This window comes from Enterobacter sp. 301B (assembly GCF_003850715.1).
GTDB classification, from domain to species: domain Bacteria; phylum Pseudomonadota; class Gammaproteobacteria; order Enterobacterales; family Enterobacteriaceae; genus Enterobacter; species Enterobacter intestinihominis.
Window position 1 is genome coordinate 371,541 of sequence record NZ_PQTC01000002.1, and the last position, 24,131, is coordinate 395,671.

24 protein-coding genes and 2 pseudogenes are annotated in these 24,131 nt (G+C 54.1%); 11 read left to right on the forward strand and 15 right to left on the reverse strand.

Going from position 1 to position 24,131, the window contains the following annotated elements; genetic code table 11:
* Positions 1-88 precede the first annotated feature (88 nt).
* Complete coding sequence (locus C3451_RS04080) at positions 89-937, forward strand: MurR/RpiR family transcriptional regulator (RefSeq protein ID WP_045621512.1); 849 nt, start codon at positions 89-91, stop codon at positions 935-937.
* A 56-nt stretch (positions 938-993) separates the two neighbouring features.
* Positions 994-1,254 carry a YfhL family 4Fe-4S dicluster ferredoxin gene (locus tag C3451_RS04085; RefSeq protein ID WP_023300734.1) on the forward strand — a complete coding sequence of 87 codons (261 nt, stop codon included), beginning with the start codon at positions 994-996 and terminating at the stop codon, positions 1,252-1,254.
* Here C3451_RS04085 and acpS read toward each other — a convergent pair.
* The 11 genes from acpS to rpoE all read right to left on the reverse strand — a co-directional run bounded on the left by acpS (position 1,251) and on the right by rpoE (position 10,633).
* Positions 1,251-1,631: a holo-ACP synthase gene (gene acpS, locus C3451_RS04090; RefSeq protein ID WP_015572144.1), complete on the reverse strand. Its 381-nt coding sequence runs from the start codon at positions 1,629-1,631 to the stop codon at positions 1,251-1,253. The genes C3451_RS04085 and acpS overlap by 4 nt on opposite strands.
* The gene (gene pdxJ / locus C3451_RS04095; RefSeq protein ID WP_063139288.1) at positions 1,631-2,362 is read right to left on the reverse strand and encodes a pyridoxine 5'-phosphate synthase; all 732 of its coding nucleotides are present in this window, start codon (positions 2,360-2,362) and stop codon (positions 1,631-1,633) included. The genes acpS and pdxJ overlap by 1 nt, the downstream gene beginning before the upstream one ends.
* Before the next feature lie 75 nt (positions 2,363-2,437).
* A complete protein-coding gene (gene recO / locus C3451_RS04100; RefSeq protein ID WP_015572142.1) occupies positions 2,438-3,145 on the reverse strand; it encodes a DNA repair protein RecO in 708 nt (235 codons plus the stop codon).
* Positions 3,146-3,162: 17 nt separating this feature from the next.
* Complete coding sequence (era, locus tag C3451_RS04105) at positions 3,163-4,068, reverse strand: GTPase Era (RefSeq protein ID WP_022649038.1); 906 nt, start codon at positions 4,066-4,068, stop codon at positions 3,163-3,165.
* Positions 4,065-4,745, reverse strand: coding sequence for a ribonuclease III (gene rnc / locus C3451_RS04110; RefSeq protein ID WP_003860711.1), 681 nt, complete (start codon positions 4,743-4,745; stop codon positions 4,065-4,067). Before rnc ends, era begins: the two co-directional genes overlap by 4 nt.
* A gap of 223 nt (positions 4,746-4,968) precedes the next feature.
* On the reverse strand, positions 4,969-5,943 hold the full coding sequence (gene lepB, locus C3451_RS04115) for a signal peptidase I (protein ID WP_022649040.1): 975 nt from the start codon (positions 5,941-5,943) through the stop codon (positions 4,969-4,971).
* Positions 5,944-5,958: 15 nt separating this feature from the next.
* Positions 5,959-7,764, reverse strand: coding sequence for a translation elongation factor 4 (lepA, locus tag C3451_RS04120; RefSeq protein ID WP_022649041.1), 1,806 nt, complete (start codon positions 7,762-7,764; stop codon positions 5,959-5,961).
* 185 nt (positions 7,765-7,949) lie between these two features.
* The gene (gene rseC / locus C3451_RS04125; protein WP_022649042.1) at positions 7,950-8,426 is read right to left on the reverse strand and encodes a SoxR-reducing system protein RseC; all 477 of its coding nucleotides are present in this window, start codon (positions 8,424-8,426) and stop codon (positions 7,950-7,952) included.
* Positions 8,423-9,376, reverse strand: coding sequence for a sigma-E factor regulatory protein RseB (gene rseB, locus C3451_RS04130; protein ID WP_022649043.1), 954 nt, complete (start codon positions 9,374-9,376; stop codon positions 8,423-8,425). Before rseB ends, rseC begins: the two co-directional genes overlap by 4 nt.
* Positions 9,376-10,026 (reverse strand): anti-sigma-E factor RseA, encoded by a 651-nt coding sequence (gene rseA / locus C3451_RS04135; RefSeq protein ID WP_022649044.1) that lies wholly within the window; start codon positions 10,024-10,026, stop codon positions 9,376-9,378. The genes rseB and rseA overlap by 1 nt, the downstream gene beginning before the upstream one ends.
* A gap of 31 nt (positions 10,027-10,057) precedes the next feature.
* Positions 10,058-10,633, reverse strand: a complete 576-nt coding sequence (rpoE, locus tag C3451_RS04140; protein WP_006176728.1) for an RNA polymerase sigma factor RpoE — start codon at positions 10,631-10,633, stop codon at positions 10,058-10,060.
* A 425-nt stretch (positions 10,634-11,058) separates the two neighbouring features.
* Between rpoE and nadB the strand changes: the two genes are divergently transcribed.
* A complete protein-coding gene (gene nadB / locus C3451_RS04145; protein WP_023300738.1) occupies positions 11,059-12,678 on the forward strand; it encodes an L-aspartate oxidase in 1,620 nt (539 codons plus the stop codon).
* Here the strand turns inward: nadB and C3451_RS04150 are convergent.
* Entirely contained in the window at positions 12,663-13,400 is a 738-nt protein-coding gene (locus tag C3451_RS04150) for a tRNA1(Val) (adenine(37)-N6)-methyltransferase (protein WP_124304238.1), read from the reverse strand. The two genes, nadB and C3451_RS04150, sit on opposite strands and share 16 nt — an antisense overlap.
* A gap of 132 nt (positions 13,401-13,532) precedes the next feature.
* Between C3451_RS04150 and srmB the strand changes: the two genes are divergently transcribed.
* Positions 13,533-14,861, forward strand: a complete 1,329-nt coding sequence (gene srmB, locus C3451_RS04155; RefSeq protein WP_022649047.1) for an ATP-dependent RNA helicase SrmB — start codon at positions 13,533-13,535, stop codon at positions 14,859-14,861.
* Between the two features lie 52 nt (positions 14,862-14,913).
* Here the strand turns inward: srmB and grcA are convergent, their stop codons facing one another.
* On the reverse strand, positions 14,914-15,297 hold the full coding sequence (gene grcA / locus C3451_RS04160) for an autonomous glycyl radical cofactor GrcA (protein WP_022649048.1): 384 nt from the start codon (positions 15,295-15,297) through the stop codon (positions 14,914-14,916).
* 314 nt (positions 15,298-15,611) lie between these two features.
* Here grcA and ung point away from each other — a divergent pair, with 314 nt between their 5' ends.
* On the forward strand, positions 15,612-16,301 hold the full coding sequence (gene ung, locus C3451_RS04165; protein WP_038416527.1) for a uracil-DNA glycosylase: 690 nt from the start codon (positions 15,612-15,614) through the stop codon (positions 16,299-16,301).
* Between the two features lie 39 nt (positions 16,302-16,340).
* Here the strand turns inward: ung and C3451_RS04170 are convergent, their stop codons facing one another.
* Complete coding sequence (locus C3451_RS04170; protein WP_023300740.1) at positions 16,341-17,426, reverse strand: tRNA/rRNA methyltransferase; 1,086 nt, start codon at positions 17,424-17,426, stop codon at positions 16,341-16,343.
* A 204-nt stretch (positions 17,427-17,630) separates the two neighbouring features.
* Between C3451_RS04170 and trxC the strand changes: the two genes are divergently transcribed.
* The 6 genes and pseudogenes from trxC to C3451_RS04195 all read left to right on the forward strand — a co-directional run bounded on the left by trxC (position 17,631) and on the right by C3451_RS04195 (position 23,353).
* Complete coding sequence (trxC, locus tag C3451_RS04175) at positions 17,631-18,050, forward strand: thioredoxin TrxC (RefSeq protein ID WP_003860733.1); 420 nt, start codon at positions 17,631-17,633, stop codon at positions 18,048-18,050.
* 70 nt (positions 18,051-18,120) lie between these two features.
* Positions 18,121-18,819 carry a tRNA-uridine aminocarboxypropyltransferase gene (gene tapT / locus C3451_RS04180; protein WP_022649050.1) on the forward strand — a complete coding sequence of 233 codons (699 nt, stop codon included), beginning with the start codon at positions 18,121-18,123 and terminating at the stop codon, positions 18,817-18,819.
* 35 nt (positions 18,820-18,854) lie between these two features.
* A complete protein-coding gene (gene pat / locus C3451_RS04185) occupies positions 18,855-21,518 on the forward strand; it encodes a protein lysine acetyltransferase (RefSeq protein ID WP_045621078.1) in 2,664 nt (887 codons plus the stop codon).
* An 84-nt stretch (positions 21,519-21,602) separates the two neighbouring features.
* Positions 21,603-21,644 (forward strand): annotated as a pseudogene (locus tag C3451_RS24485) (hypothetical protein).
* Positions 21,628-22,983 carry a CDP-diacylglycerol--serine O-phosphatidyltransferase gene (gene pssA / locus C3451_RS04190; protein ID WP_023306731.1) on the forward strand — a complete coding sequence of 452 codons (1,356 nt, stop codon included), beginning with the start codon at positions 21,628-21,630 and terminating at the stop codon, positions 22,981-22,983. The pseudogene C3451_RS24485 and the gene pssA overlap by 17 nt, the downstream one beginning before the upstream one ends.
* A gap of 46 nt (positions 22,984-23,029) precedes the next feature.
* Positions 23,030-23,353 carry a YfiM family lipoprotein gene (locus C3451_RS04195; protein WP_022649053.1) on the forward strand — a complete coding sequence of 108 codons (324 nt, stop codon included), beginning with the start codon at positions 23,030-23,032 and terminating at the stop codon, positions 23,351-23,353.
* Here the strand turns inward: C3451_RS04195 and C3451_RS04200 are convergent.
* Positions 23,350-24,003: pseudogene (locus C3451_RS04200) on the reverse strand (MFS transporter); the annotation flags it as partial. The gene C3451_RS04195 and the pseudogene C3451_RS04200 overlap by 4 nt on opposite strands.
* Positions 24,004-24,131: the final 128 nt, after the last annotated feature.

The window sequence follows — 24,131 nt, forward strand, 5'->3', positions numbered from 1 at the left end:
ATAAACGCACTATAATGGAATATAAAATTCATTCAGGCGAGCAAAATTCGTATTTGCGCGGGTAATCACATTTTCGCCAGGAGACCGTATGAACTGTTTAATTCGTATTCGTCAGCGCTACGCAGGGTTTGCCCAGAGTGATAAAAAGCTGGCGGATTTTTTACTTTCTCAGCCCGATCGCGCGCGACACCTCAGCTCCCAGCAGCTGGCAGGCGAAGCCGGAGTGAGTCAGTCGAGCGTGGTGAAATTCGCCCAGAAAATAGGCTATAAGGGCTTTCCGGCGCTAAAGCTGGCGATCAGTGAAGCACTGGTGAGCAACCCGAATCCGCAGTCAATGCCGGTGCATAACCAGATCCGTGGCGACGATCCGATGCGTCTGGTGGGCGAAAAGCTGATCAAGGAGAACGTGGCGGCAATGCATGCCACGCTGGATGTGAACACGGAAGAGAAGCTGCTGGAAAGCGTAGCCATGCTTCGCGACGCGCGGCGCATTGTGTTGACCGGGATCGGCGCCTCCGGACTGGTTGCGCGTAACTTTGGCTGGAAGCTGACAAAAATCGGCTATAACGCCATCGTTGAACACGATATGCACGCGCTGCTGGCGACCGTGCAGGCCATGGATCCTGACGATTTACTGCTGGCCATCTCCTATTCCGGCGAGCGACGTGAAATTAATATGGCCACTGACGAAGCCCTGCGCGTAGGGGGAAAAATTCTGGCGATTACCGGATTTAGCCCGAATGCGCTCCAGCAACGGGCAACCCGCTGCCTGTATACCATTGCCGAGGAACAGGCCACTCGCAGCGCGGCGATTTCGTCGACGAGTGCGCAGATGATGCTGACGGACCTGCTGTTTATGGCGCTGGTTCAGCAGGATCTGGAGCGTGCGCCAGAACGTATTCGGCACAGCGAAGAGCTGGTAAAAAAACTGGTTTGAACAACGAATGAGCGTATAATGCCCGCCCTGTTTGTGATGTTTCTGAGAATTTCCTGATGGCGCTGTTAATCACCAAAAAATGCATCAACTGCGATATGTGCGAACCCGAATGCCCGAACCAGGCGATTTCGATGGGCGACAGCATTTATGAGATTAACAGCGACCGCTGCACCGAATGCATCGGCCACTATGAAACGCCGACCTGCCAGAAGGTGTGCCCAATTCCCAATACGATCTTAAAAGATCCGGCACACGTCGAGAACGAAGAACAGTTGTGGGATAAGTTTGTCCTGATGCACCATGCGGACAAAATTTAACTCTCAATAATCACCGTCGCACAGGCATAGTGGCGTTCATCTGCAAGCGTTACGTGCATGTGCGCCACGCCCAGCTTTTCCGCCAGCTTAAGCGCCTCGCCCCATAAACGCAGACGTGGCTTACCCAGCTCATCGTTAAACACTTCAAACTGGTTGAACGCCAGGCCGTTACGAATGCCCGTGCCGAACGCTTTCGCCGCCGCCTCTTTTACCGCGAAGCGCTTTGCCAGAAAGCGCACCGGCTGTTGATGCGCCTCCCAGATAGCCCATTCGTTATCGCTCAGCACGCGTCTTGCGAGGCGATCGCCGCTGCGGGCGATCACCGCTTCAATGCGGGCTATTTCAACGATGTCGGTGCCTAAGCCCAGAATAGCCATTACTGACGCGCTTCCAGCATCAGGCGCTTCATCTCGGACACCGCCTCTTTCAGGCCGCTCATCACCGCACGACCAATAATGGCGTGGCCAATGTTCAGCTCATGCATTTCCGGCAGGGCAGCAATGGCTTTTACGTTGTGATAGGTCAGTCCGTGTCCGGCGTTCACCTTCAGTCCCAGGCTCGCGGCGTAGGTTGCCGCTTTGGCGATTCGCTCCAGCTCTTTCGCCTGCACTGCGTCGTTTTCGGCATCGGCATAGCAGCCGGTGTGAATTTCAATATACGGCGCGCCCACGTCGGCAGCGGCTTTAATCTGGGTGAAATCGGCGTCGATAAATAAAGATACCAGGATACCGGCATCCGCCAGGCGTTTGCAGGCATCGCGCATTTTGTCGAGCTGCCCGGCCACATCGAGACCGCCTTCGGTGGTCACTTCCTGACGCTTTTCCGGCACCAGGCAGCAGAAATGCGGTTTGGTCTCGCAGGCAATCGCCAGCATCTCTTCTGTCACCGCCATCTCCAGGTTCATGCGGGTATCCAGCGTCTGACGCAGGATGCGCACGTCGCGGTCAGTGATGTGGCGACGATCTTCACGCAGGTGGACGGTAATGCCGTCGGCGCCAGCCTGCTCAGCGATAAATGCCGCCTGAACCGGATCGGGATACGCGGTACCGCGTGCATTACGTAACGTGGCGATGTGATCGATATTGACGCCTAACAGTAATTCAGCCATGACAATCCTCGGTATTTTTGGTCATTTACCTTCTCCCTCTCCCTCCGGGAGAGGGCTGGGGTGAGGGGTAAAACATTAGCGTTTCGGCATAAACTGCCTGAATAATTCGCGGCTCTTTAAAGGTTTGCCCCCAAGATACGGCTTGAGCGCGATTCGGGTAAAGCGTTTTGCCGCACGCAGGGTGTCGGCGTCCGGGAACTCGCGTTCATACAGTGCTCTGAGCTGGCGCCCGGTAAAAGTGCTGTTATCGACGACGACACTGGCAATAAAGCCCTTTTCCTCACGATAGCGATAGGTCATGGTGTCTTCTACCTCGTCCCCGCTCCCCGCACAGTGCAGAAAATCAACGCCGTAACCAAGGTGCCCGAGCAGCGCCAGTTCGAAACGACGCAGCACAGGCTCAGGGGTGCCGGTTGCGCCAGCAAGTGCCTGAATACAGTGCAGGTAATCAAAGAAAAGTTCAGAGAAGCGGGTCTCATGTTCAAGAACCCGTGAAATGAGTTCGTTGACATACAAACCGCTGTAGAGCGTGATACCAGAAAGAGGAAGCGCCAGGGAGACGGCTTCAGCACTGCGCAGGGTTTTGACTTCCCCTCGCCCGCCAAAGCGGACCAGCAGCGGGGTGAAAGGCTGCAAGGCACCTTTCAGATTAGAACGTCTGGAACGTGCGCCTTTGGCAACAAGGCGCACGCGACCGGACTCTTCCGTGAAGACGTCCAGCATCAGGCTGGTTTCGCTCCAGGGACGACTATGCAGGACAAAGGCGCGCTGCCATCCATCCATATGCTCGTCGTCTTAGGTTACTGATCTTCGCCGTAACCGAGGCTGCGCAGCGCACGCTCATCATCGGCCCAGCCAGATTTCACTTTCACCCACAGTTCCAGGTGAACCGGTGCTTCAAACATGTCCATCATGTCTTTACGGGCTTCGATTCCGATAGTTTTGATCTTGGCACCTTTATTGCCGATCACCATCTTCTTCTGCCCTTCTCGCTCAACGAGGATCAGACCGTTAATATCGTAGCCGCCACGCTCGTTGCTCTGGAAACGCTCGATCTCCACCGTTACAGAGTACGGCAGTTCAGCGCCCAGGAAACGCATCAGCTTCTCACGGATGATTTCAGACGCCATAAAACGCTGAGAGCGATCGGTGATGTAGTCTTCCGGGAAGTGATGAGTCGCTTCCGGCAGATGTTTACGCACGATACCCGCGATGGTATCGACGTTCAGACCCGTTTCCGCAGACAGCGGGACGATGTCCAGGAAGTTCATCTGGCTGCCCAGCCATTGCAGATGCGGCAGCAGATCGGCTTTTTCCTGCACGTTGTCCACTTTATTGACCGCGAGGATCACCGGCGTTTTGCCGTCACGCAGCTTGTTCAGGACCATTTCGTCGTCCGGCGTCCAGCGGGTGCCTTCCACAACGAAAATCACCAGCTCTACATCGCCAATGGAGCTGCTCGCCGCCTTGTTCATCAGACGGTTGATGGCACGCTTCTCTTCCATGTGCAGGCCCGGGGTATCGACGTAGATCGCCTGATAAGCGCCTTCAGTATGGATACCGACGATGCGGTGACGCGTGGTCTGCGCCTTACGCGAGGTAATGGAAATCTTCTGTCCAAGCAGATTATTCAACAGGGTGGATTTACCAACGTTCGGACGTCCGACGATGGCAATAAATCCGCAATACGTTTTTTCTTCGCTCATTCCAGCTCCAGCATTTTTAACGCCTGTTCGGCGGCAGCCTGTTCAGCCTTACGACGGCTTGAACCCGTGCCGACCACCGGTTCACTCAGGCCACTGACCTGGCAATGGATGGTAAATTCCTGATCGTGCGCTTCGCCACGTACCTGCACCACCAGATAGGATGGCAGCGGGAGGTGACGACCCTGCAAATATTCTTGCAGACGCGTTTTCGGATCTTTTTGTTTATCGCCCGGGCTGATTTCGTCCAGACGGGTCTGATACCAGTTCAGGATCAGCTTTTCTACGGTCTGGATATCGCTGTCCAGGAACACGCCACCGATTAAAGCCTCGACCGTATCGGCAAGAATGGATTCACGACGGAACCCACCACTTTTCAGCTCACCCGGCCCCAGACGCAGACACTCACCCAGCTCGAACTCGCGTGCGATTTCAGCGAGGGTGTTGCCGCGCACCAGCGTGGCACGCATGCGGCTCATATCACCTTCGTCCACACGCGGAAAACGATGATAAAGCGCATTTGCAATCACGAAACTTAAAATAGAGTCGCCTAAAAACTCGAGACGCTCATTATGTTTGCTGCTGGCACTGCGATGGGTTAATGCCTGTTGCAACAACTCCTGATGATGAAAAGTGTAGCCCAGCTTCCGTTGAAGCCGATTAATTACGATGGGGTTCATGCGATACCAATAAATGAATGCGTCAAAAATGCAGCACACGAAACCGACCTGAGAAAACCAACGCGGTTTCGTGTGCCGTGGCACCCTTGCAGGGCCAACCTTAAACTTCGGGGGAATATTCTATACGCAACGACAGGGGATGTCGTTAGTTCAAAGAGATTTATCGCTGAAATAATTCACGTAGCGGCGAATAAAAGCCGCTACGTGTTATTTTTGACGAAAATTAATGAATTCCGCCAATACGATTCAGGCGAACGCCGGTCGGCCACTCGCCTTCCTGCTTCTCGAAACTCATCCAGATAGCGGTTGCTTTACCGACCAGATTCGCTTCCGGCACAAAGCCCCAGTAACGGCTGTCCGCAGAGTTATCGCGGTTGTCACCCATCATGAAGTAGTGTCCCGGCGGCACAATCCAGGTCGCCAGCTGCTGGCCTGGCTGCTGGTAGTACATTGCTAGCTGGTCCTGTGCGATTGGCACGGTCAGAATGCGGTGAGTGACATCGCCCAGCGTCTCTTTGCGTTCAACCAGACGAATACCGTTCTCTTTGGTTTCACCTTTTGGCACCTGGAAGAATCCGCTGGTCGCTTCACCGCCATTACGGCGGGCGAAGGTCTGCACAAAATCACCTGGCTCAACGTTGGAGTAAGTGACTGGCAGCGCATTTTCACATGCAGTTCCAGAGCTACAGCCTGGCTGAATCCTCACTTCCTTCGCTATCGGATCGTAGGTTACTTTATCGCCCGGCAGACCTACCGCGCGTTTAATATAATCCAGCCGTGGATCTTCCGGATATTTAAACACCACGATGTCGCCACGTTTCGGATGACCCGTTTCGATCAGCGTTTTCTGGTAGATCGGATCTTTGATGCCATAGGCAAACTTCTCAACCAGAATGAAATCACCGATCAGCAGCGTTGGCATCATCGATCCTGACGGGATCTGGAACGGTTCATAAATAAATGAACGCACCACCAGCACAATCGCCAGCACCGGGAAGACCGATGCCCCTGTTTCCAGCCAGCCCGGTTTTGGGCCGACTTTTTTCAGGGTTTTCGCGTCCAGCGTATCGCCCGTGGCTGCCTGCGCGGCAGCCTGACGTTCACGGCGTTTTGGGGCGAAGATAAACTTATCCAGGCACCATAACAGACCTGTTACCAGGGTAGCGATGACCAGGATCAGGGCAAACATGTTCGCCATGCCAACTCCTTAAGGTTATTTACCGTTTCCGTCTTTACCAACATGAAGGATGGCAAGGAATGCTTCCTGCGGCAGCTCAACGTTACCGACCTGCTTCATACGCTTCTTACCTTCTTTCTGCTTCTGCAACAGCTTTTTCTTACGGCTGACGTCGCCGCCGTAGCACTTAGCCAGAACGTTTTTACGCAGCTGCTTCACGGTTGAACGGGCAATGATGTGGTTACCAATGGCCGCCTGAATCGCAATGTCAAACTGCTGACGCGGGATCAGCTCTTTCATCTTCTCAACCAGCTCACGACCGCGGTACGGTGCGTTATCGTTGTGGGTGATTAGCGCCAGGGCATCAACACGCTCGCCGTTGATCAGCACGTCCACGCGAACCATGTTGGAGGCCTGGAAGCGTTTGAAGTTGTAGTCCAGTGACGCATAGCCACGGGAGGTAGACTTCAGACGGTCGAAGAAGTCGAGCACCACTTCCGCCATCGGAATTTCATAGGTCAGCGCCACCTGGTTACCGTGGTACACCATGTTGGTCTGCACGCCACGCTTCTCAATACACAGGGTGATCACGTTGCCGAGGAACTCCTGCGGCAGCAGCATGTGACACTCTGCGATAGGCTCGCGCAGTTCCTGAATATTATTCAGCGGCGGGAGCTTGGAAGGGCTGTCGACGTAGATCACCTCTTTCGACGTGGTTTCTACTTCGTAGACAACCGTCGGGGCGGTGGTGATCAGATCCAGATCGTATTCACGCTCCAGACGTTCCTGAATGATCTCCATGTGCAGCAGACCGAGGAAGCCACAGCGGAAGCCGAAGCCCAGCGCCGTTGAGCTTTCTGGCTCATAGAACAGGGAAGCATCGTTGAGGCTCAGCTTTCCGAGCGCATCGCGGAAGTTTTCGTAATCGTCAGAGCTGACCGGGAACAGACCCGCATAAACCTGCGGTTTCACCTTTTTGAAACCTGGCAGCGCTTTATCTGCCGGGTTACGTGCGCCGGTCAGGGTATCGCCCACTGGCGCGCCGAGGATGTCTTTAATTGCACAGACCAGCCAACCCACTTCGCCGCATTTCAGTTCGGTACGGTCAACCTGTTTTGGCGTGAAGATGCCCAGACGGTCAGCGTTGTAGACCTGCCCGGTGCTCATAACCTTGATTTTGTCGCCTTTACGCATGGTGCCGTTTTTAATACGCACCAGCGAGACAACGCCCAGGTAGTTATCAAACCAGGAGTCGATGATCAGCGCCTGGAGCGGCGCATCCGGGTCACCTTCCGGCGGCGGAATGTCACGCACCAGACGTTCCAGTACATCCGGAACACCTACGCCGGTTTTTGCCGAGCAGCGCACTGCATCGGTCGCATCGATACCGACGATGTCTTCAATTTCTTCCGCTACGCGCTCAGGATCGGCGGCTGGCAGGTCGATTTTATTCAGAACCGGCACCACTTCGAGATCCATTTCCATGGCGGTATAGCAGTTTGCCAGCGTCTGGGCCTCTACGCCCTGCCCGGCATCCACCACCAACAGCGCGCCTTCGCAGGCCGCCAGCGAGCGTGACACTTCATAAGAGAAGTCAACGTGCCCTGGGGTGTCGATAAAGTTCAGCTGGTAGGTTTCACCATCGGAAGCCTTATAGTCGAGCGTCACGCTCTGGGCTTTAATGGTAATACCGCGTTCGCGTTCCAGGTCCATGGAGTCCAGAACCTGGGCTGCCATTTCACGATCAGACAGGCCACCGCAAATCTGGATAATACGGTCAGACAGCGTCGACTTACCGTGGTCAATGTGAGCAATGATCGAAAAGTTACGTATGTTCTTCATATAGTTAAATAATTATGCCTTACGAATTCCTGGAGGCCGCTGTTCTTAGCCTGACGTTTTTCAGTGCGAAAACGCAGCATTCTACACTACAACCTCGTCTGCTGGAAATGCACTTAGAGTCAGGTATAGCGCGAAGAGACGGCGTTTACTTTATTGCGATGTAAATAATAATAAAGCCCGGCAGATCACCGGGCCTCAGAAGAGAGCGTCTCAACACGAAGTTGGTCGGGTGCCAGTGCAACGCTGAGAATGACGGGCTGCCAGGCTTCCCGGGCGGTAAGCCTTGGGGAAACGCCTTTAGCAAGCCAGAACCCGCCCACACCGCCCAAGGCGGCACCGCACATGGCGGCCAAATCTGTGCCGAACAGCATCTGGAAAACCCCGCCCATCACAAACAGTCCGGCGAGCGGAGAGAGGTAAACCAGTATGGCGGAAGTGAGCAGGCTGCCTTCAGCGATGCCGAGCTCCACTTTTTGCCCTGCCACCAGCGGCTGATCGCTCGACACAGCAATAGTGTGCGACGTTTGCGGCCCCAGCTTATTCAATACGCGGCTGCCGCAACCGGCTCGCGAAGCGCAGCTGCTGCATGATGCTTTAACGTCACAGCTGACAAGCGCTACGCCATCCTGCCAGGATACGACCGTCGCCCACTCTTTAATCATTGCGCAGCCCTGAATTTAATGCTGTCTGAAATACGTTTTGCTGTTGGCGGCGGTAATTCACCAACAATGGTAATTTCCGCATTATCGCGTACCGTCGTGCTAACCGTCCGGCGACCGGTACGGAGCATCTGTTCGGAACTGTTCGCCGTAGCGCGATTGATATTCACCGAGAAGCTAAATAGCCCATCGGAATAGAGGCGCGACTCAACCGGTGTTTCGATAGTCGGCAGCTGGCGACGGCTGCTGGATACTTCGCTGAATCCTTGCGGGATCCAGGAAGGTACCCAGTTGAAATTGACAGAATCGCCGGCAGGTACGGAAAGCAAAGGCGGCAGGCTGGCTTTGGCCAGATTCTGCATACTGTTGCCAACCTGACCGTTCACGTCGAAGGAGATCACGCGGAACTGCTCCAGCGTTTCACCGTCGCGATCGAGCAGATCAACGCGCATCGGCAGCTTCGTCTCTGCGTCAATCCAGACGATATAGCTGTAACGTGTCCCATCCCGCGCGACTACGCGGATCACTTCGCACAACCTGTCGGCAATACGCGTTCGCCCCACCGAGATAAAATCATAGTAGGGGGCGAGACGTTTAAAATCGGTGTAAATGAGCGATGGCAGGGAATCAACGATGTAGTCACCATTGAGCGTAAACGGCTCAAGGCCTGGCTCGAAATAACTGATTTCGTTCCCACGCTGGACCACTTCCCGACGCGGGCCATCCATCTGTAAAAGCTGGGCGAGCGGCTGATTATCAAGGCGGGCGTGGCGATAGCGTAACGATTCGACACCCTGCTTATTGATGCTAATAAATGCCAACTCGTAATTGAGTGACTGGCTGGCCAGATTCATTTGCTGCAACAACGCCCCGGATGAAACATCAGCCGAGGCGTTAGCAGAGAAGAACAGGCTACCCGCCATCAAAGACATGGCGAACCAAAGTTGCTTCATTACTGCGATTGCGTTCCTAAAGTTTGGTTTCCTGGCACCTGCACAGCAGCCTGCTGGGTTTGGGCCTGCTCAAACTGAAGCTGCTCGGAGTGCAGACGACGCTGCAACTCGTAATCCTGCAACATCGCATTAATGCGACGACGCTGCTCCTGTACCTGCTGTTGCTGTCCGCCGCTTGCGGAGGCATCTGCCGGTACGCCCAGGCTAACCGGACTGGCTTTACCCATCATCGGCAGCGTATTGAACACTGGCGCTTCAGGCTGCTGACTGGCTTCAGACTGGGTATTATAGTGCTGGACCCCAACGATAACTGCAAGCGATACACACGCAGCGACTCCCATCTGGGTGAGCTGGCTGGCCCATGGACGCACCTTGTGCCAGAACGGCATTTTCTGCCACTGGTGAGGTGCAGGCTGCGCTTCAGGAATAAGCGGCGTGGTCTGATGAACAGGTTCGTTCTCAATGGCCGCCATAACGCGTGCTGAGATATCGAAATGGAGAACATCGCTGGTATCACCCCGCAGAGTGTCGCGGATAAGATGATAGTTCTCCCAGGTCTGTTGCATTTCGGGAGAATGAGACAACTCATCGAGCAGCTCACTATCCAGCATTTCACCATCCATTAAAGCGGAAAGTTTTTCTTTCTGCATGCCTAATACCTTTTCCAGTATCCCGCTATCGTCAACGCCTGATAAGCGGTTGAACTTTATTATCAATGGCTTCTCGCGCACGGAAAATTCGTGAACGAACCGTGCCGACCGGACAATCCATGATGGCGGCTATCTCTTCATAGCTTAGGCCATCCAGCTCCCGTAACGTAATTGCCATGCGTAAATCTTCCGGGAGCGACTCGATCGTGCGAAAAACGATTTGTCTCAGTTCTTCTGACAACATTAAGTTCTCAGGGTTCGAAATTTCTTTCAGCGCGCCGCCACTTTCGAAGTTTTCTGCATCGATAGCGTCAACATCACTTGAAGGCGGACGACGCCCCTGAGCAACCAAATAATTCTTAGCCGTATTGACTGCAATACGATACAGCCAGGTATAAAAAGCACTATCCCCCCGGAATGAATCCAGCGCGCGATAGGCCTTAATAAAAGACTCTTGTACCACATCAGGAACATCGCCTGACGGTACATAGCGGGAAACCAGACTCGCTACCTTATGCTGGTAGCGCACCACCAGTAGGTTAAAAGCTTTCTGATCTCCCTTCTGGACCCGTTCAACCAGGACCTGGTCCGTTAACTGCTCGCTCATCCGAGGTAATGTCTCCCCAAACCAAATTCCACGCGTTATCGAAACGCCACTCTAACAACATTGCACTTTGAGCAAGCACCGAATTAGAGCGTCTGTTCTTCAATAAGTTCCGTAACGCCTTTGTTTTTGTTCATCGCGCCGCAGACCGTTCATTTTCTCTCATTATAAGTCTGTTCACGATACGCACCCGCTTTCTGACAAGAATCATTAACTTTATCGTCAGAAGAGTAACGCAACACAGGCTTTATTTCACCACAAAATCTGAAGCTAACGATCTGCTTCGCAAAATAATTCCAGTCATTTAGCGATGATTTAACTTCCGGCCATCCGTTTAGTCATTGCAACACGCTTCAAAAAAAACGTGCGATAACTCGCATCACAATGCTATTCTGCCCAGACCATGTTTAGTAAATTAAACAAACATCATGAATACAACGCCTGAACTCCATTGTGATGTACTGATTATCGGCAGCGGTGCTGCTGGCCTCTCCCTCGCGCTGCGCCTGGCGGAACATCAGAACGTAATCGTGCTGAGTAAAGGGCCGATGAGCGAAGGTTCCACCTTCTATGCACAAGGCGGTATTGCCGCCGTGTTTGATGAAACGGACAGCATTGCCTCACACGTAGAAGACACTCTGATTGCCGGTGCCGGGATCGTGGATGAGCATGCCGCAGAGTTTGTCGCCAGCAATGCCCGCCACTGCGTGCAATGGCTTATCGACCAGGGCGTGCTGTTTGATACGCAGGTTCAGCCTAATGGTGAAGAGAGCTATCATCTGACCCGTGAAGGCGGGCACAGCCATCGCCGTATTCTGCACGCTGCTGATGCAACAGGAAAAGCGGTTGAAACCACATTGGTCAGCAAAGCCCTCAGCCATCCCAATATTCGGGTGCTGGAGCGCAGTAACGCCGTCGACCTGATTATTTCCGATAAAATTGGCCTGCCCGGCACGCGCCGTGTTGTCGGCGCATGGGTGTGGAATCGGAATAAAGAGAAGGTGGAAACCTGCCAGGCTAAAGCCGTTGTGCTGGCGACCGGCGGCGCCTCCAAGGTTTACCAGTACACGACTAACCCGGATATCGCCTCCGGAGACGGTATCGCCATGGCCTGGCGCGCAGGCTGCCGCGTAGCGAATATGGAGTTTAATCAGTTCCATCCTACCGCCCTGTTCCACCCGCAGGCACGTAACTTCCTGTTAACTGAAGCGTTGCGCGGCGAAGGCGCGTATCTCAAGCGACCGGACGGTTCCAGGTTTATGCCGGACTTCGACCCCCGAGGTGAACTTGCCCCGCGGGATATCGTGGCCCGCGCCATTGACCACGAGATGAAGCGGCTTGGCGTGGACTGTATGTATCTGGACATTAGCCATAAACCGGCAGACTTTATTCGCCAGCACTTCCCGATGATTTATGAAAAGCTGCGGAGTCTGGGTATCGATTTAACCCGCGATCCGGTGCCGATTGTGCCTGCCGCCCACTATACCTGTGGCGGGGTGATGGTTGACGATCATGGTCGTACCGACGTGGATGGTTTGTATGCGATCGGCGAGGTCAGTTACACCGGCCTGCATGGTGCGAATCGCATGGCATCAAACTCATTGCTGGAGTGTCTTGTGTATGGGTGGTCGGCTGCGGAAGATATAACCAAACGCATGCCCTATGCACGTCCAACAACGCACCTGCCAGCATGGGATGAAAGTCGGGTAGAGAACCCGGACGAACTGGTGGTTATCCAGCATAACTGGCACGAGCTGCGGCTTCTCATGTGGGATTATGTCGGGATTGTACGCACAACGAAGCGTCTGGAACGCGCGTTACGCCGCATCATGATGTTGCAGCAGGAAATTGATGAATATTACGCCAACTTCCGCGTTTCCAATAATCTGCTGGAGCTGCGCAACCTTGTGCAGGTTGCCGAGCTGATTGTACGCTGTGCGATGATGCGCAAAGAGAGTCGTGGCCTGCATTATACGCTGGACTATCCCGACCCGCTGGAAACGTCCGGCCCGTCTGTGTTGACGCCGCAGGTTCACATAAACAGATAAAAGGCCTGGGTCAGGGCAGTGTAATCTTCGGAATAACGCTGGTCTGGCCCGCGAATAACCATCCTGTCGGTAAAGCACTCCCCCTCTTTCGGCGAGAGCGCCAGCAACACACGGTGCGGTAAGCGACCTTCCGTATCCGAAATATCGGTACGAAGACGCAAACTCCAGCCGATATCCCGAGCGATCTCAATGAAGGTGTTACCCGTGCTTTCGGGCAAGACCACGCAGAAAAATCCCTCTTCCGAGATGAGTTCCGCCGCGCTGGTCAGTAGCGCCTTGTGATCGAGCGAGCCGGTGTAACGTGCCTGCTCGCGTTCCGGCGTTCCACACTCCACACCTGGTGTGAAATACGGCGGATTGCTGACGATCAAATCGTAACGCGCAGTCTGCTCCGGTGCCCAGGTCAGGACATCGGCACATTCCACCCTGATCCGTTCTGCCCACGGAGAATCGGCAGCGTTTTCGCTTTCCTGCTGGGCCGCCTGAGGATCAAGCTCAACGGCGTCGATCGTGACGTGTTCTTCGGTACGCTGCGCCAGCATCAGCGCCTGAAGTCCGCTGCCCGTACCAATATCCAGAATGCGTTTTACACCTGCGACAGGGGCCCATGCACCCAGTAAAATACCGTCTGTACCGACTTTCATTGCGCAACGATCGTGCGCCACAAAAAATTGTTTAAACGTAAAACCATCGCGGCGCAACTGCGCTTTGAGTTGAGACATGTCAGGGCAACCTTCTGTGTGAAACTGGAGTAGCATAGGGGAAAGCGAAGTGGTCGAAAAGCGATATCCATACAAACAGATGAAGATTACAGCCGTAACGTCTATAATCAGCGCCCCACACAGAGGTAGAACATGACTGTAACGACTTTTTCCGAACTTGAACTCGATGAAAGCCTGCTCAATGCTCTTGAGAGTAAAGGCTTTACACGCCCGACCGCCATTCAGGCCGCGGCCATTCCGCCTGCGCTTGAGGGCCGCGATGTGCTCGGTTCTGCGCCAACCGGCACGGGGAAGACAGCAGCCTACTTGCTGCCTGTGTTGCAGCATTTGCTCGATTTTCCGCGTAAAAAATCAGGGCCGCCGCGCATTTTGATCCTGACCCCGACCCGTGAACTGGCGATGCAGGTTGCCGAACACGCGCGTGAGCTGGCGGCGAACACCCATCTGGATATCGCGACCATCACTGGCGGCGTAGCGTATATGAACCACGCCGAAGTGTTCAGCGAAAACCAGGATATCGTTGTCGCGACGACAGGCCGTCTGCTGCAATACATAAAAGAAGAGAACTTCGACTGCCGGGCGGTGGAAACGCTGATTCTCGATGAAGCTGACCGCATGCTGGACATGGGCTTTGCCCAGGATATCGAACACATCGCGGGTGAAACGCGCTGGCGTAACCAGACAATGCTGTTCTCGGCAACCCTTGAAGGGGATGCCATTAAAGATTTCGCCGAACGTCTGCTGGAAGATCCGGTGGAAGTGTCCGCTACGCCATCGACGCGTGAGCGTAAGAAGATCCACCAGTGGTACTACCGCGCAGATAACCTTGAGCATAAAGTTGAGTTGCTGAAACATCTGCTGAAGCAGGAAGAAGCAACCCGTACCATCGTCTTCGTACGTAAACGCGAGCGCGTGCATGAGCTGGCAGAAATGCTCCGCAACGCTGGCATCAACAACTGCTATCTCGAAGGTGAAATGGCACAGGTTAAGCGTACCGAAGGGATTAAGCGCCTGACCGATGGTCGCGTGAATGTGCTGGTTGCAACCGACGTTGCCGCGCGCGGGATCGACATCCCGGACGTGAGCCATGTGATCAACTTTGATATGCCGCGCAGCGGTGATACTTACCTGCACCGTATTGGTCGTACCGGCCGTGCGGGCCGCAAAGGGATTGCTATTTCTCTGGTAGAAGCGCACGACCATCTGCTGCTCCAAAAAATTGGCCGCTACGTTGATGAGCCGCTAAAAGCTCGTGTGATTGACGAACTTCGTCCGACGACACGTGCACCGAGTGAAAAAATGACGGGTAAACCGTCCAAGAAAGCGCTCGCGAAACGTGCTGAGAGAAAAGAGAAAGAAAAAGAGAAGCCGCGCGTGAAGCAGCGCCACCGCGATACCAAAAATATTGGTAAGCGCCGTAAGCCAAGTTCTGCTGCGCCAGAGACAAAAACTGAAGAGTAAAAAAAAGCCGGGACATTCCCGGCTTTTTTATTCCACCCCCGAAGCTGAAACCTTACAGGCTTTCAGTAAAGGTACGGGCGATAACGTCGCGCTGCTGTTCCGGAGTCAGAGAGTTGAAACGCACCGCATAGCCAGACACACGGATGGTCAGCTGCGGGTATTTTTCTGGGTTCTCAACAGCATCCATCAGCGTTTCACGACGCAGGACGTTAACGTTCAGGTGCTGACCACCTTCCACGCGCACTTCTGGTTGCACTTGCATTGGAATTTCACGGTATTCAATTTCGCCCAGTTTGCTCACCGGAACGATTTCGTCTTCCGCAAAACCTGCTTTCGCTACTACACAGCGCGCTTCGTTTTTCTCGCTGTCCAGCAGCCAGAAAGAGTTCAGCAGATCGTCATTTGCAGCTTTAGTAATCTGGATACCTGTAATCATGTGTTGCCTCCCTTAGGCTACATTAACTGATGCTGGCCTTTTGCGGCCAATTGGTAAAACCATTGTTTGTTGTGTGTATATATAACATTCAGACCCGGGTGATTTATTGATTTAAATCAACAAAATCACTAACCACATAAAGAGTGTGGTCTGAATTTTTTGTTTTAGATCAATTTTAATGATTTACCAATTCAACTTACCCTGCCTGGTTTTCAACATAAATTGAGACACTTAGCCGCTTTTCCGCGGGTAATTTTGCTCACCAGGCATTAGCAGGTAAGCTAGGCAGAGAATGAAATTCGCAGGAGAGCGAGATGACAACACCTTTAACCTGGCATGACGTGCTGGCAGAAGAGAAGCAGCAGCCCTATTTTATTAATACCCTCAGTACCGTTGCGGCTGAACGGCAGGCCGGCCAGATAATTTATCCACCGCAGAAAGATGTATTTAACGCCTTTCGCTACACCGAACTGAGCGACGTGAAGGTGGTTATACTGGGGCAGGATCCGTACCATGGTCCCGGGCAGGCTCACGGACTGGCATTTTCCGTGCGTCCGGGCGTGGCCATTCCCCCTTCTCTGCTGAATATGTATAAAGAGCTGGAAGGAACGATTCCGGGTTTCACCCGCCCTAATCACGGTTATCTGGAAAGCTGGGCGCGCCAGGGCGTGCTGTTGCTGAATACCGTATTAACCGTCCGGGCGGGTCAGGCACACTCCCACGCCAGTCTGGGATGGGAAACCTTTACCGATAAGGTTATCAGCCTAATCAATGAGCATCGTGAAGGCGTCGTGTTTTTACTCTGGGGTTCACATGCCCAAAAGAAAGGGGCGATTATCGATCGTCAGCGCCATCACGTACTGAAAGCACCGCACCCGTCGCCGCTGTCTGCGCATCGCGGTTTCTTTGGCAGTAACCATTTTGTTCTGACGAATGAGTGGCTGGAAAAGCGTGGCGAAAAGCCGATTGACTGGATGCCTGTGTTACCGGCAGAGAGTGAGTAGGGTTTGAATGTGCCGGGTCAGGCCCGGCACATATAAGGCTTATGCCTTGTTCTGACGCCACCATTCGGCCAGCAGCACGCCGGTCGCAACGGATACGTTCAGGCTTTCAACGTTGCCAGTGCCGTCGATAGAAACGCTCATGTCAGCGCTGGAGAGTGCCGCATCAGACAGACCATCGCGCTCCTGACCTAACACCAGCACCATTTTGCGCGGCAACGTCGCTTTAAACAGCGGCGTAGCGGCACGGCTTGAGGTGGTGACAATGGTGTAGCCCGCGTTACGGAATTGCTCAAGGGCCTCCAGCACGCTGTCGCCGGTGATCGGCTGAACATGCTCAGCACCGCCTTCCGCGGTACGGATTGCCGCACCGGATTCCAGCAGCGCGGCATCCTGCAACAGAACGCCTTTCACGCCAAAGTGCGCGCAGCTACGCATCATAGCGCCCAGGTTATGCGGGTTACCCACATCTTCCAGCGCCAGCACACAGTCATCGGCATCCGCCTGGCTGACCCACTGCTGCACGGTGGTGCCGTTACGTTTTTTGATCAGGAAGCAGACGCCGCCGTGGTGTTCAGTCCCGGACGCTTTTGTCAGCTCGGCATCGTCAACCACGTGGTAGGCTTTACGGTTCGCCGCCATCCAGCGCAGCGCTTCTTTAAAGCGCGGGGTCACGCTCTGGATAAACCATGCGCGAACGATACACTCCGGGCGGCTCTGGAACAGGGCCTGACAGGCGTTCTCGCCATATACACGGGTTTCTTCCGCACGCTGACGACGCAGCACTTCCGGATCGATAAAGCTTTTTCCGCTGATACCGCCGTGATCGGCTTTTTCGGTCGCCTCTTCACCGGGCGCGCGCGAAACGGTACGCCATGGCGATCCACCGTCGCGGACAAAATCATCGCGTTTGCGATCGTCACGCTTACGGTCATCACGTTTGCGGTCATCGCCGCGGTTATTTCTGTCATCGCGGGCGGGGCGACGGCCACCGTCTGCACGAGAAGACGCCGGACGCCCGCCACCTTTTCCGGTACGCGGATTTTGGGTGCGTTTATCAGAGTCATCATCACTGCGGACATACATCACTTTGACCTTGCCGCTTTTGTTTTTCATTTCGTCGTTCATGCTTTTCTCCACCAGCGCTGCGCGAAGCGCGCAGATTACCCGATGTGCAAGCTCATAGCCATAATTTCGTACAAAAGCCTGTGACTATTGTTCCCATTGAATAAAACGCGTTGTCGATTTATACAGGCTCACTGATAATATGTAACATATCAGAAACATTATCGGCGTTCCGCCGTTGTTCCACGGCTCTATCAGAGGTTAGTTATGAATACCGTATGTGCCAACTGTCAGGCTTTAAACCGCATTCCGGACGATCGGATGGATGACGGTGCGAAATGCGGGCGTTGTGGCCACGAATTATTTGATGGCGATGTCATTAACGCGACGGGTGCTACGCTGGACAAACTCCTCAAGGACGATCTGCCGGTTGTGGTCGATTTCTGGGCACCGTGGTGCGGCCCCTGCCGTAACTTTGCACCCATCTTCGAAGACGTGGCTGAAGAGCGCAGCGGGAAAATGCGTTTTGTTAAAGTGAATACCGAAGCGGAACGTGAACTCAGCGCCCGTTTTCGCATTCGCAGCATTCCAACCATTATGATTTTCAAAAATGGTGAAGTGATCGACATGCTCAATGGTGCAGTACCGAAAGCGCCTTTCGACAGCTGGTTAAACGAATCCCTGTAACATTCGCGGGGCATATCTTGTGCCCCGTTCTCTCCTCTGCGAAAATGGGGTTTTTCCTGCCTTTTCGCCCATGACTGATAACGCTGTACTTCAATTACGCGCCGAGCGCCTTGCGCGCGCCACCCGCCCTTTTCTGGCCCGAGGCAATCGTATTCGCCGCTGCCAGCGCTGCCTTTTACCGCTGAAAGTGTGTCTGTGCGAAACGCTTGCACCGAGCGAGGCGAAAAGCCGCTTTTGTCTGGTCATGTTCGATACCGAACCGATGAAGCCCAGCAACACGGGGCGTTTGATCGCCGATATTCTGCCCAATACCGCAGCGTTTCAGTGGTCGCGCACTGAGCCACCTCAGGCTCTGCTTGACCTGGTGGCAAACCCTGACTATCAGCCCATGGTCGTTTTCCCGGCATCATATGCAGGCGAACAACGCCAGGTGCTTACGGCGCCACCATCCGGTAAGCCGCCGCTGTTTATTATGCTCGACGGCACCTGGACCGAAGCAAGAAAGATGTTTCGCAAAAGCCCTTATCTTGATGCGCTGCCGGTGATTTCCGTCGATCTGTCGCGCGTTTCGGCCTATCGCTTACGAGAAGCGCATGCCGAGGGTCAATATTGCACCGCTGAAGTCGCCATTGCGCTACTGGATCTGGCGGGCGATACCCAGGCGGCCAGCGCATTAAGCTCCCACTTCTCCTGCTTCCGCGAACGTTATCTGGCAGGAAAAACCGTTCATAAGGGTAGCGTCACAGCAACAGAGACAGAAAGCGTTTAAAATCATCAGGTCGCTTGCATTCACAGGAGGCCTGCATGAGCCAGAGAGGGTTAGAAGCGCTACTCCGTCCGAAATCCATTGCCGTTATTGGCGCCTCGATGAAACCGGACCGCGCAGGGTATCTGATGATGCGTAACCTGCTGGCTGGCGGGTTTAACGGCCCGGTCATGCCCGTTACGCCCGCTTATAAAGCGGTACAGGGGGTGCTGGCGTGGCCGGACGTGCAAAGTTTACCGTTTGTTCCCGACCTCGCCGTGCTCTGTACGCATGCGAAACGAAACCTCGAATTGCTTGAGTCGCTCGGTCAGAAGGGCTGTAAAACCTGCATTATTCTTTCCTCGCCTCCTGAACAGCAGCCCGAACTGCTGGCCTGCGCCAGCCGCTACCAGATGCGCATTCTTGGTCCAAATAGCCTCGGTCTGCTTGCGCCCTGGCAAGGGCTGAATGCCAGTTTTTCCCCGGTTCCGATCCGTAAAGGCAAACTGGCCTTTATTTCACAGTCGGCAGCGGTATCCAATACCATCCTCGACTGGGCGCAGCAGCGTGAGATGGGCTTTTCCTATTTCATCGCCCTCGGCGACAGCCTGGACATTGACGTTGATGAGCTGCTGGATTTCCTGGCGCGTGACAGCAAAACCAGCGCTATCCTGCTCTACCTTGAACACCTGAGTGACGCCCGTCGTTTTGTGTCGGCGTCGCGTAGCGCATCGCGTAATAAACCGATTCTGGTCATCAAAAGCGGGCGCAGCCCCGCGGCTCAGCGCCTGCTGCAATCCCATTCCGGGATGGATCCCGCATGGGATGCAGCGATCCAGCGCGCCGGTTTACTGCGGGTACAGGATACGCACGAGCTTTTTTCCGCCGTCGAAACGTTGAGCCACATGCGTCCCCTGCGCGGTGAAAAGCTGATGATTGTCAGCAACGGAGCCGCTCCCGCCGCCCTGGCGCTGGACGAGCTCTGGCTACGCAACGGCAAGCTGGCCACGCTGGGTGAAGAGACGCTCCAGCGCCTGCGGGACGCGTTACCGGGAAGCGTTGTTCCCGATAATCCCCTCGATTTGCGCGATGATGCCAACAGCGATCGTTACATTAAGGCGATCACGATTTTGCTGGATAGCCAGGACTTTGATGCGCTGATGATTATCCATTCGCCCAGCGCGGTTGCGCCAGGCAGCGAAAGTGCACGAACGCTGATTGAGGCTGTCCGAAACCATCCGCGCGGCAAATACGTCACCCTGCTGACCAACTGGTGCGGCGAGTTCTCCTCGCAGGAAGCGCGACGTCTGTTTAGTGAAGCCGGGTTGCCAACCTACCGTACGCCAGAGGGCACCATAACCGCGTTTATGCATATGGTTGAGTACCGCCGCAACCAGAAGCAGCTGCGTGAAACGCCTGCCCTACCGGGCAACCTCACAGCAAATTCGGTGGACGTACACAGTTTATTGCAACAGGCCATCGAAGAGGGCGCCACTTCGCTTGATACGCATGAAGTGCAACCCATTCTTGGCAGCTATGGGATGCAAACACTGCCGACCTGGATTGCCGGTGACAGCGCTGAGGCGGTACATATCGCTGAGCAGATTGGCTATCCGGTCGCGCTGAAGCTGCGCTCCCCCGATATTCCGCACAAATCGGATGTTCAGGGCGTCATGCTGTATCTGCGCACCGCGACAGAAGTACAACAGGCCGCGGATGCCATTATCGATCGCGTTAAAATGACGTGGCCACAGGCCCGGATCCACGGCCTGCTGGTGCAGAGCATGGCTAACCGAGCAGGTGCGCAGGAGCTGCGCGTGGTCGTCGAACACGATCCGGTTTTTGGTCCACTCATTATGCTGGGTGAAGGCGGCGTTGAATGGCGGCCAGAAGAACAAGCGGCTGTCGCGCTTCCACCTCTAAACATGAACCTGGCGCGTTATTTGGTTATTCAGGCCATCAAAAGTAAAAAAATCCGCGGCAGAAGCGCTCTGAGGCCGCTTGATATCGCCGGGTTAAGCCAGTTTCTGGTGAAGGTCTCCAACCTCATTGTTGACTGTGCGGAGATCCAGCGCCTGGACATCCACCCGCTCCTCGCTTCCGGAAATGAATTCACTGCCCTCGACGTGACGCTGGAAATTGCGCCATTTGTCGGTGACCGGGAAAGCCGTCTCGCCATTCGTCCTTATCCTCTCCATCTGGAAGAGTGGGTGGAGATGAAAAATGGAGAGCGGGCACTGTTTCGCCCTATCCTGCCGGAAGACGAGCCGCTGCTGCGAGCGTTCATCTCGCAGGTGACGAAAGAAGATTTGTACTATCGCTATTTCAGCGAAATTAATGAATTTACCCACGACGATTTAGCCAATATGACCCAGATCGACTACGATCGAGAAATGGCGATTGTGGCGGTCCGCCGTTCCGCAGAGGGAGAGGAGATCCTCGGCGTGACGCGTGCCATTTCCGACCCGGATAACGTGGATGCGGAGTTTGCCGTACTGGTGCGTTCCGATCTTAAAGGTTTGGGTTTGGGCAGACGGCTGCTCGAAAAACTCATTGGTTATACGCGCGATCACGGATTGTCACGGCTCAATGGCATTACTATGCCAAATAATCGGGGTATGGTGACCCTGGCGCGGAAGCTCGGTTTTGACGTTGATATCCAGCTGGATGAAGGCATTGTCTCTTTGTCCCTCAGCCTGACTTCGACGGATAAACAAGAGTAAGCTGCTGGAAATGTTACCCACTTTTCCCGGCACTGGGGTATCATTGTCCGCTTATGTTGTTTGCCTGGTACAGACAACCCTTCAATGAACAGAGAAGAAACGCACTGTGATGTTGTCAAAATTTAAGCGTAATAAACATCAACAACACCTTGCTCAACTACCGAAGATTTCTCAGTCAGTTGATGATGTAGAGTTCTTTTATGCTCCCGCTCATTTCCGGGAGACGCTTCTTGAAAAGATTGCCAGCGCTACGCGACGTATTTGCATTGTGGCGCTCTATCTTGAACAAGATGAAGGTGGGCGTGCGATCCTGAACGCGCTCTATGAAGCGAAACGTCAGCGTCCGGAACTGGATGTTCGCGTGCTGGTTGACTGGCACCGTGCTCAGCGTGGCCGTATTGGTGCGGCTGCCTCGAATACCAATGCTGACTGGTATTGCCGCATGGCCCAGGAAAATCCGGGTATTGATATCCCGGTATATGGCGTACCGGTGAATACCCGTGAAGCGCTTGGCGTTCTTCATTTTAAAGGATTTATCATTGATGACAGCGTCCTTTATAGCGGCGCCAGTCTGAATGATGTGTATCTCCATCAGCTCGATAAATACCGTTACGATCGCTACCATCTTATCCGTAATCCGCAGATGACCGACATCATGTTCAACTGGGTTGATAAAAACCTGGTTCATGGCCGGGGTGTGCACCGTCTTGACGATCCTCATCGCCCGAAAAGCCCGGAAATCAAAAACGACGTTCGCTCCTTCCGCCAGGAGCTGCGCGATGCGGTTTATCGTTTCCAGGGTGATGCCAATAATGAAGAACTGTCCGTTACGCCTCTGGTAGGCCTGGGTAAATCCAGCCTCCTGAACAAGACTATCTTCCATTTGATGCCGTGCGCGGAGCATAAGCTCACCATCTGCACCCCGTACTTCAACCTTCCCGCCGTTCTGGTGCGTAACATCATTCAGCTGCTGCGTGATGGTAAAAAGGTGGAAATCATTGTCGGGGATAAAACGGCAAACGACTTTTTCATTCCGGAAGATCAGCCTTTCAAGATCATCGGCGCACTGCCTTATCTCTATGAGATTAACCTGCGCCGCTTTCTGAGCCGTTTACAGTACTATGTGAACACGGACCAGCTCGTCGTGCGCCTCTGGAAAGATGAAGATAACAGCTATCATCTCAAAGGAATGTGGGTTGATGACGAGTGGATGCTGCTGACCGGTAATAACCTGAACCCACGCGCCTGGCGTCTGGATTTGGAAAACGCCATTCTGATTCACGATCCTCAGCATGCGTTAGCCGCGAAACGCGATCGTGAGCTGGAGCTTATACGCACGCATACCACAGTGGTTCGTCATTATCGCGATCTGCAAAGCATCGCTGATTACCCGGTGAAAGTTCGCAAGCTGATTCGCCGTCTACGTCGGATCCGTATCGATCGCCTCATCAGCCGCATTCTGTAATACACGAGCCCTGTCATCGACGGGGCTTTTTTTATGGAGCCTGTTAATGCGTACGCCTTGCCTGATAATCCCTCTTTTGCTGACAGGTTGCAGCCATATGGCTAATGATAACTGGTCGGGTCAGGATAAAGCTCAGCACTTTCTGGCGTCTGCAATGATGTCCGCTGCGGGTAATGAGTATGCGCTGCACCAGGGTTATAGCAGGGATCGTAGTGCCACAATAGGCCTGATGTTCTCCATCAGCCTGGGGGCATCAAAAGAACTTTGGGATAGCCGCCCCTCGGGAAGTGGCTGGAGCTGGAAAGATTTTGCCTGGGACGTAGCCGGGGCAACAACCGGCTACGCCGTCTGGCAGATGGCGCATTATTAAAGGCGGATACCTTTTCCTTTGCGATGCAGCATCAGCGAGACAATAAACGCCAGCGCCCCCATAACGGTGACATACCAGAAGAAGGTCGTTTCACTGCCCCATGACTTAAGGGATAACGCGACATACTCTGCCGAACCGCCGAACAGGGCGTTTGCAACCGCATAAGAGAGGCCTACGCCCAGCGCCCTCACCTGTGCGGGAAACATTTCCGCTTTCAAAATGCCACTGATTGCCGTGTAAAAACTGATAATAATGAGCGCCACCATGATTAAAGCGAAAGCGGCATACGGAGAGGTTGTATGCTGTAGCGCCGTCAAAAGCGGAACGGTACCCAGGGTGAGCATGCCGCCAAAGATCAGCATGGAGGTACGGCGACCAATTTTGTCCGACAGCGCGCCGACAATCGGCTGGATGAGCATAAAGACGAGTAACGCCACCGTCATGACGACACTCGCAACGTTTGCATGCATGCCCGTGGTGTTAACCAGATATTTTTGCATGTAGGTGGTGAAGGTATAGAAGCTTAGCGAGCCTGCGGCGGTAAAGCCTAATACCATCAAAAATGCTTTGCGGTTACGCCACAGCCCTTTCATCGAACCAGCTTCTTTCAGCGCCCTGACCTCCTGTCGGGAGGTTTCATCAAGCTGACGGTGAATCGCCACGGGTTTAACAGACACCTCAGAGTCATTTAAGATGGCTTAAAGAGAGGTGCCCATGAGCGGTAAGCGTTATCCCGAAGAGTTTAAAACTGAAGCAGTCAAACAGGTTGTTGATCGCG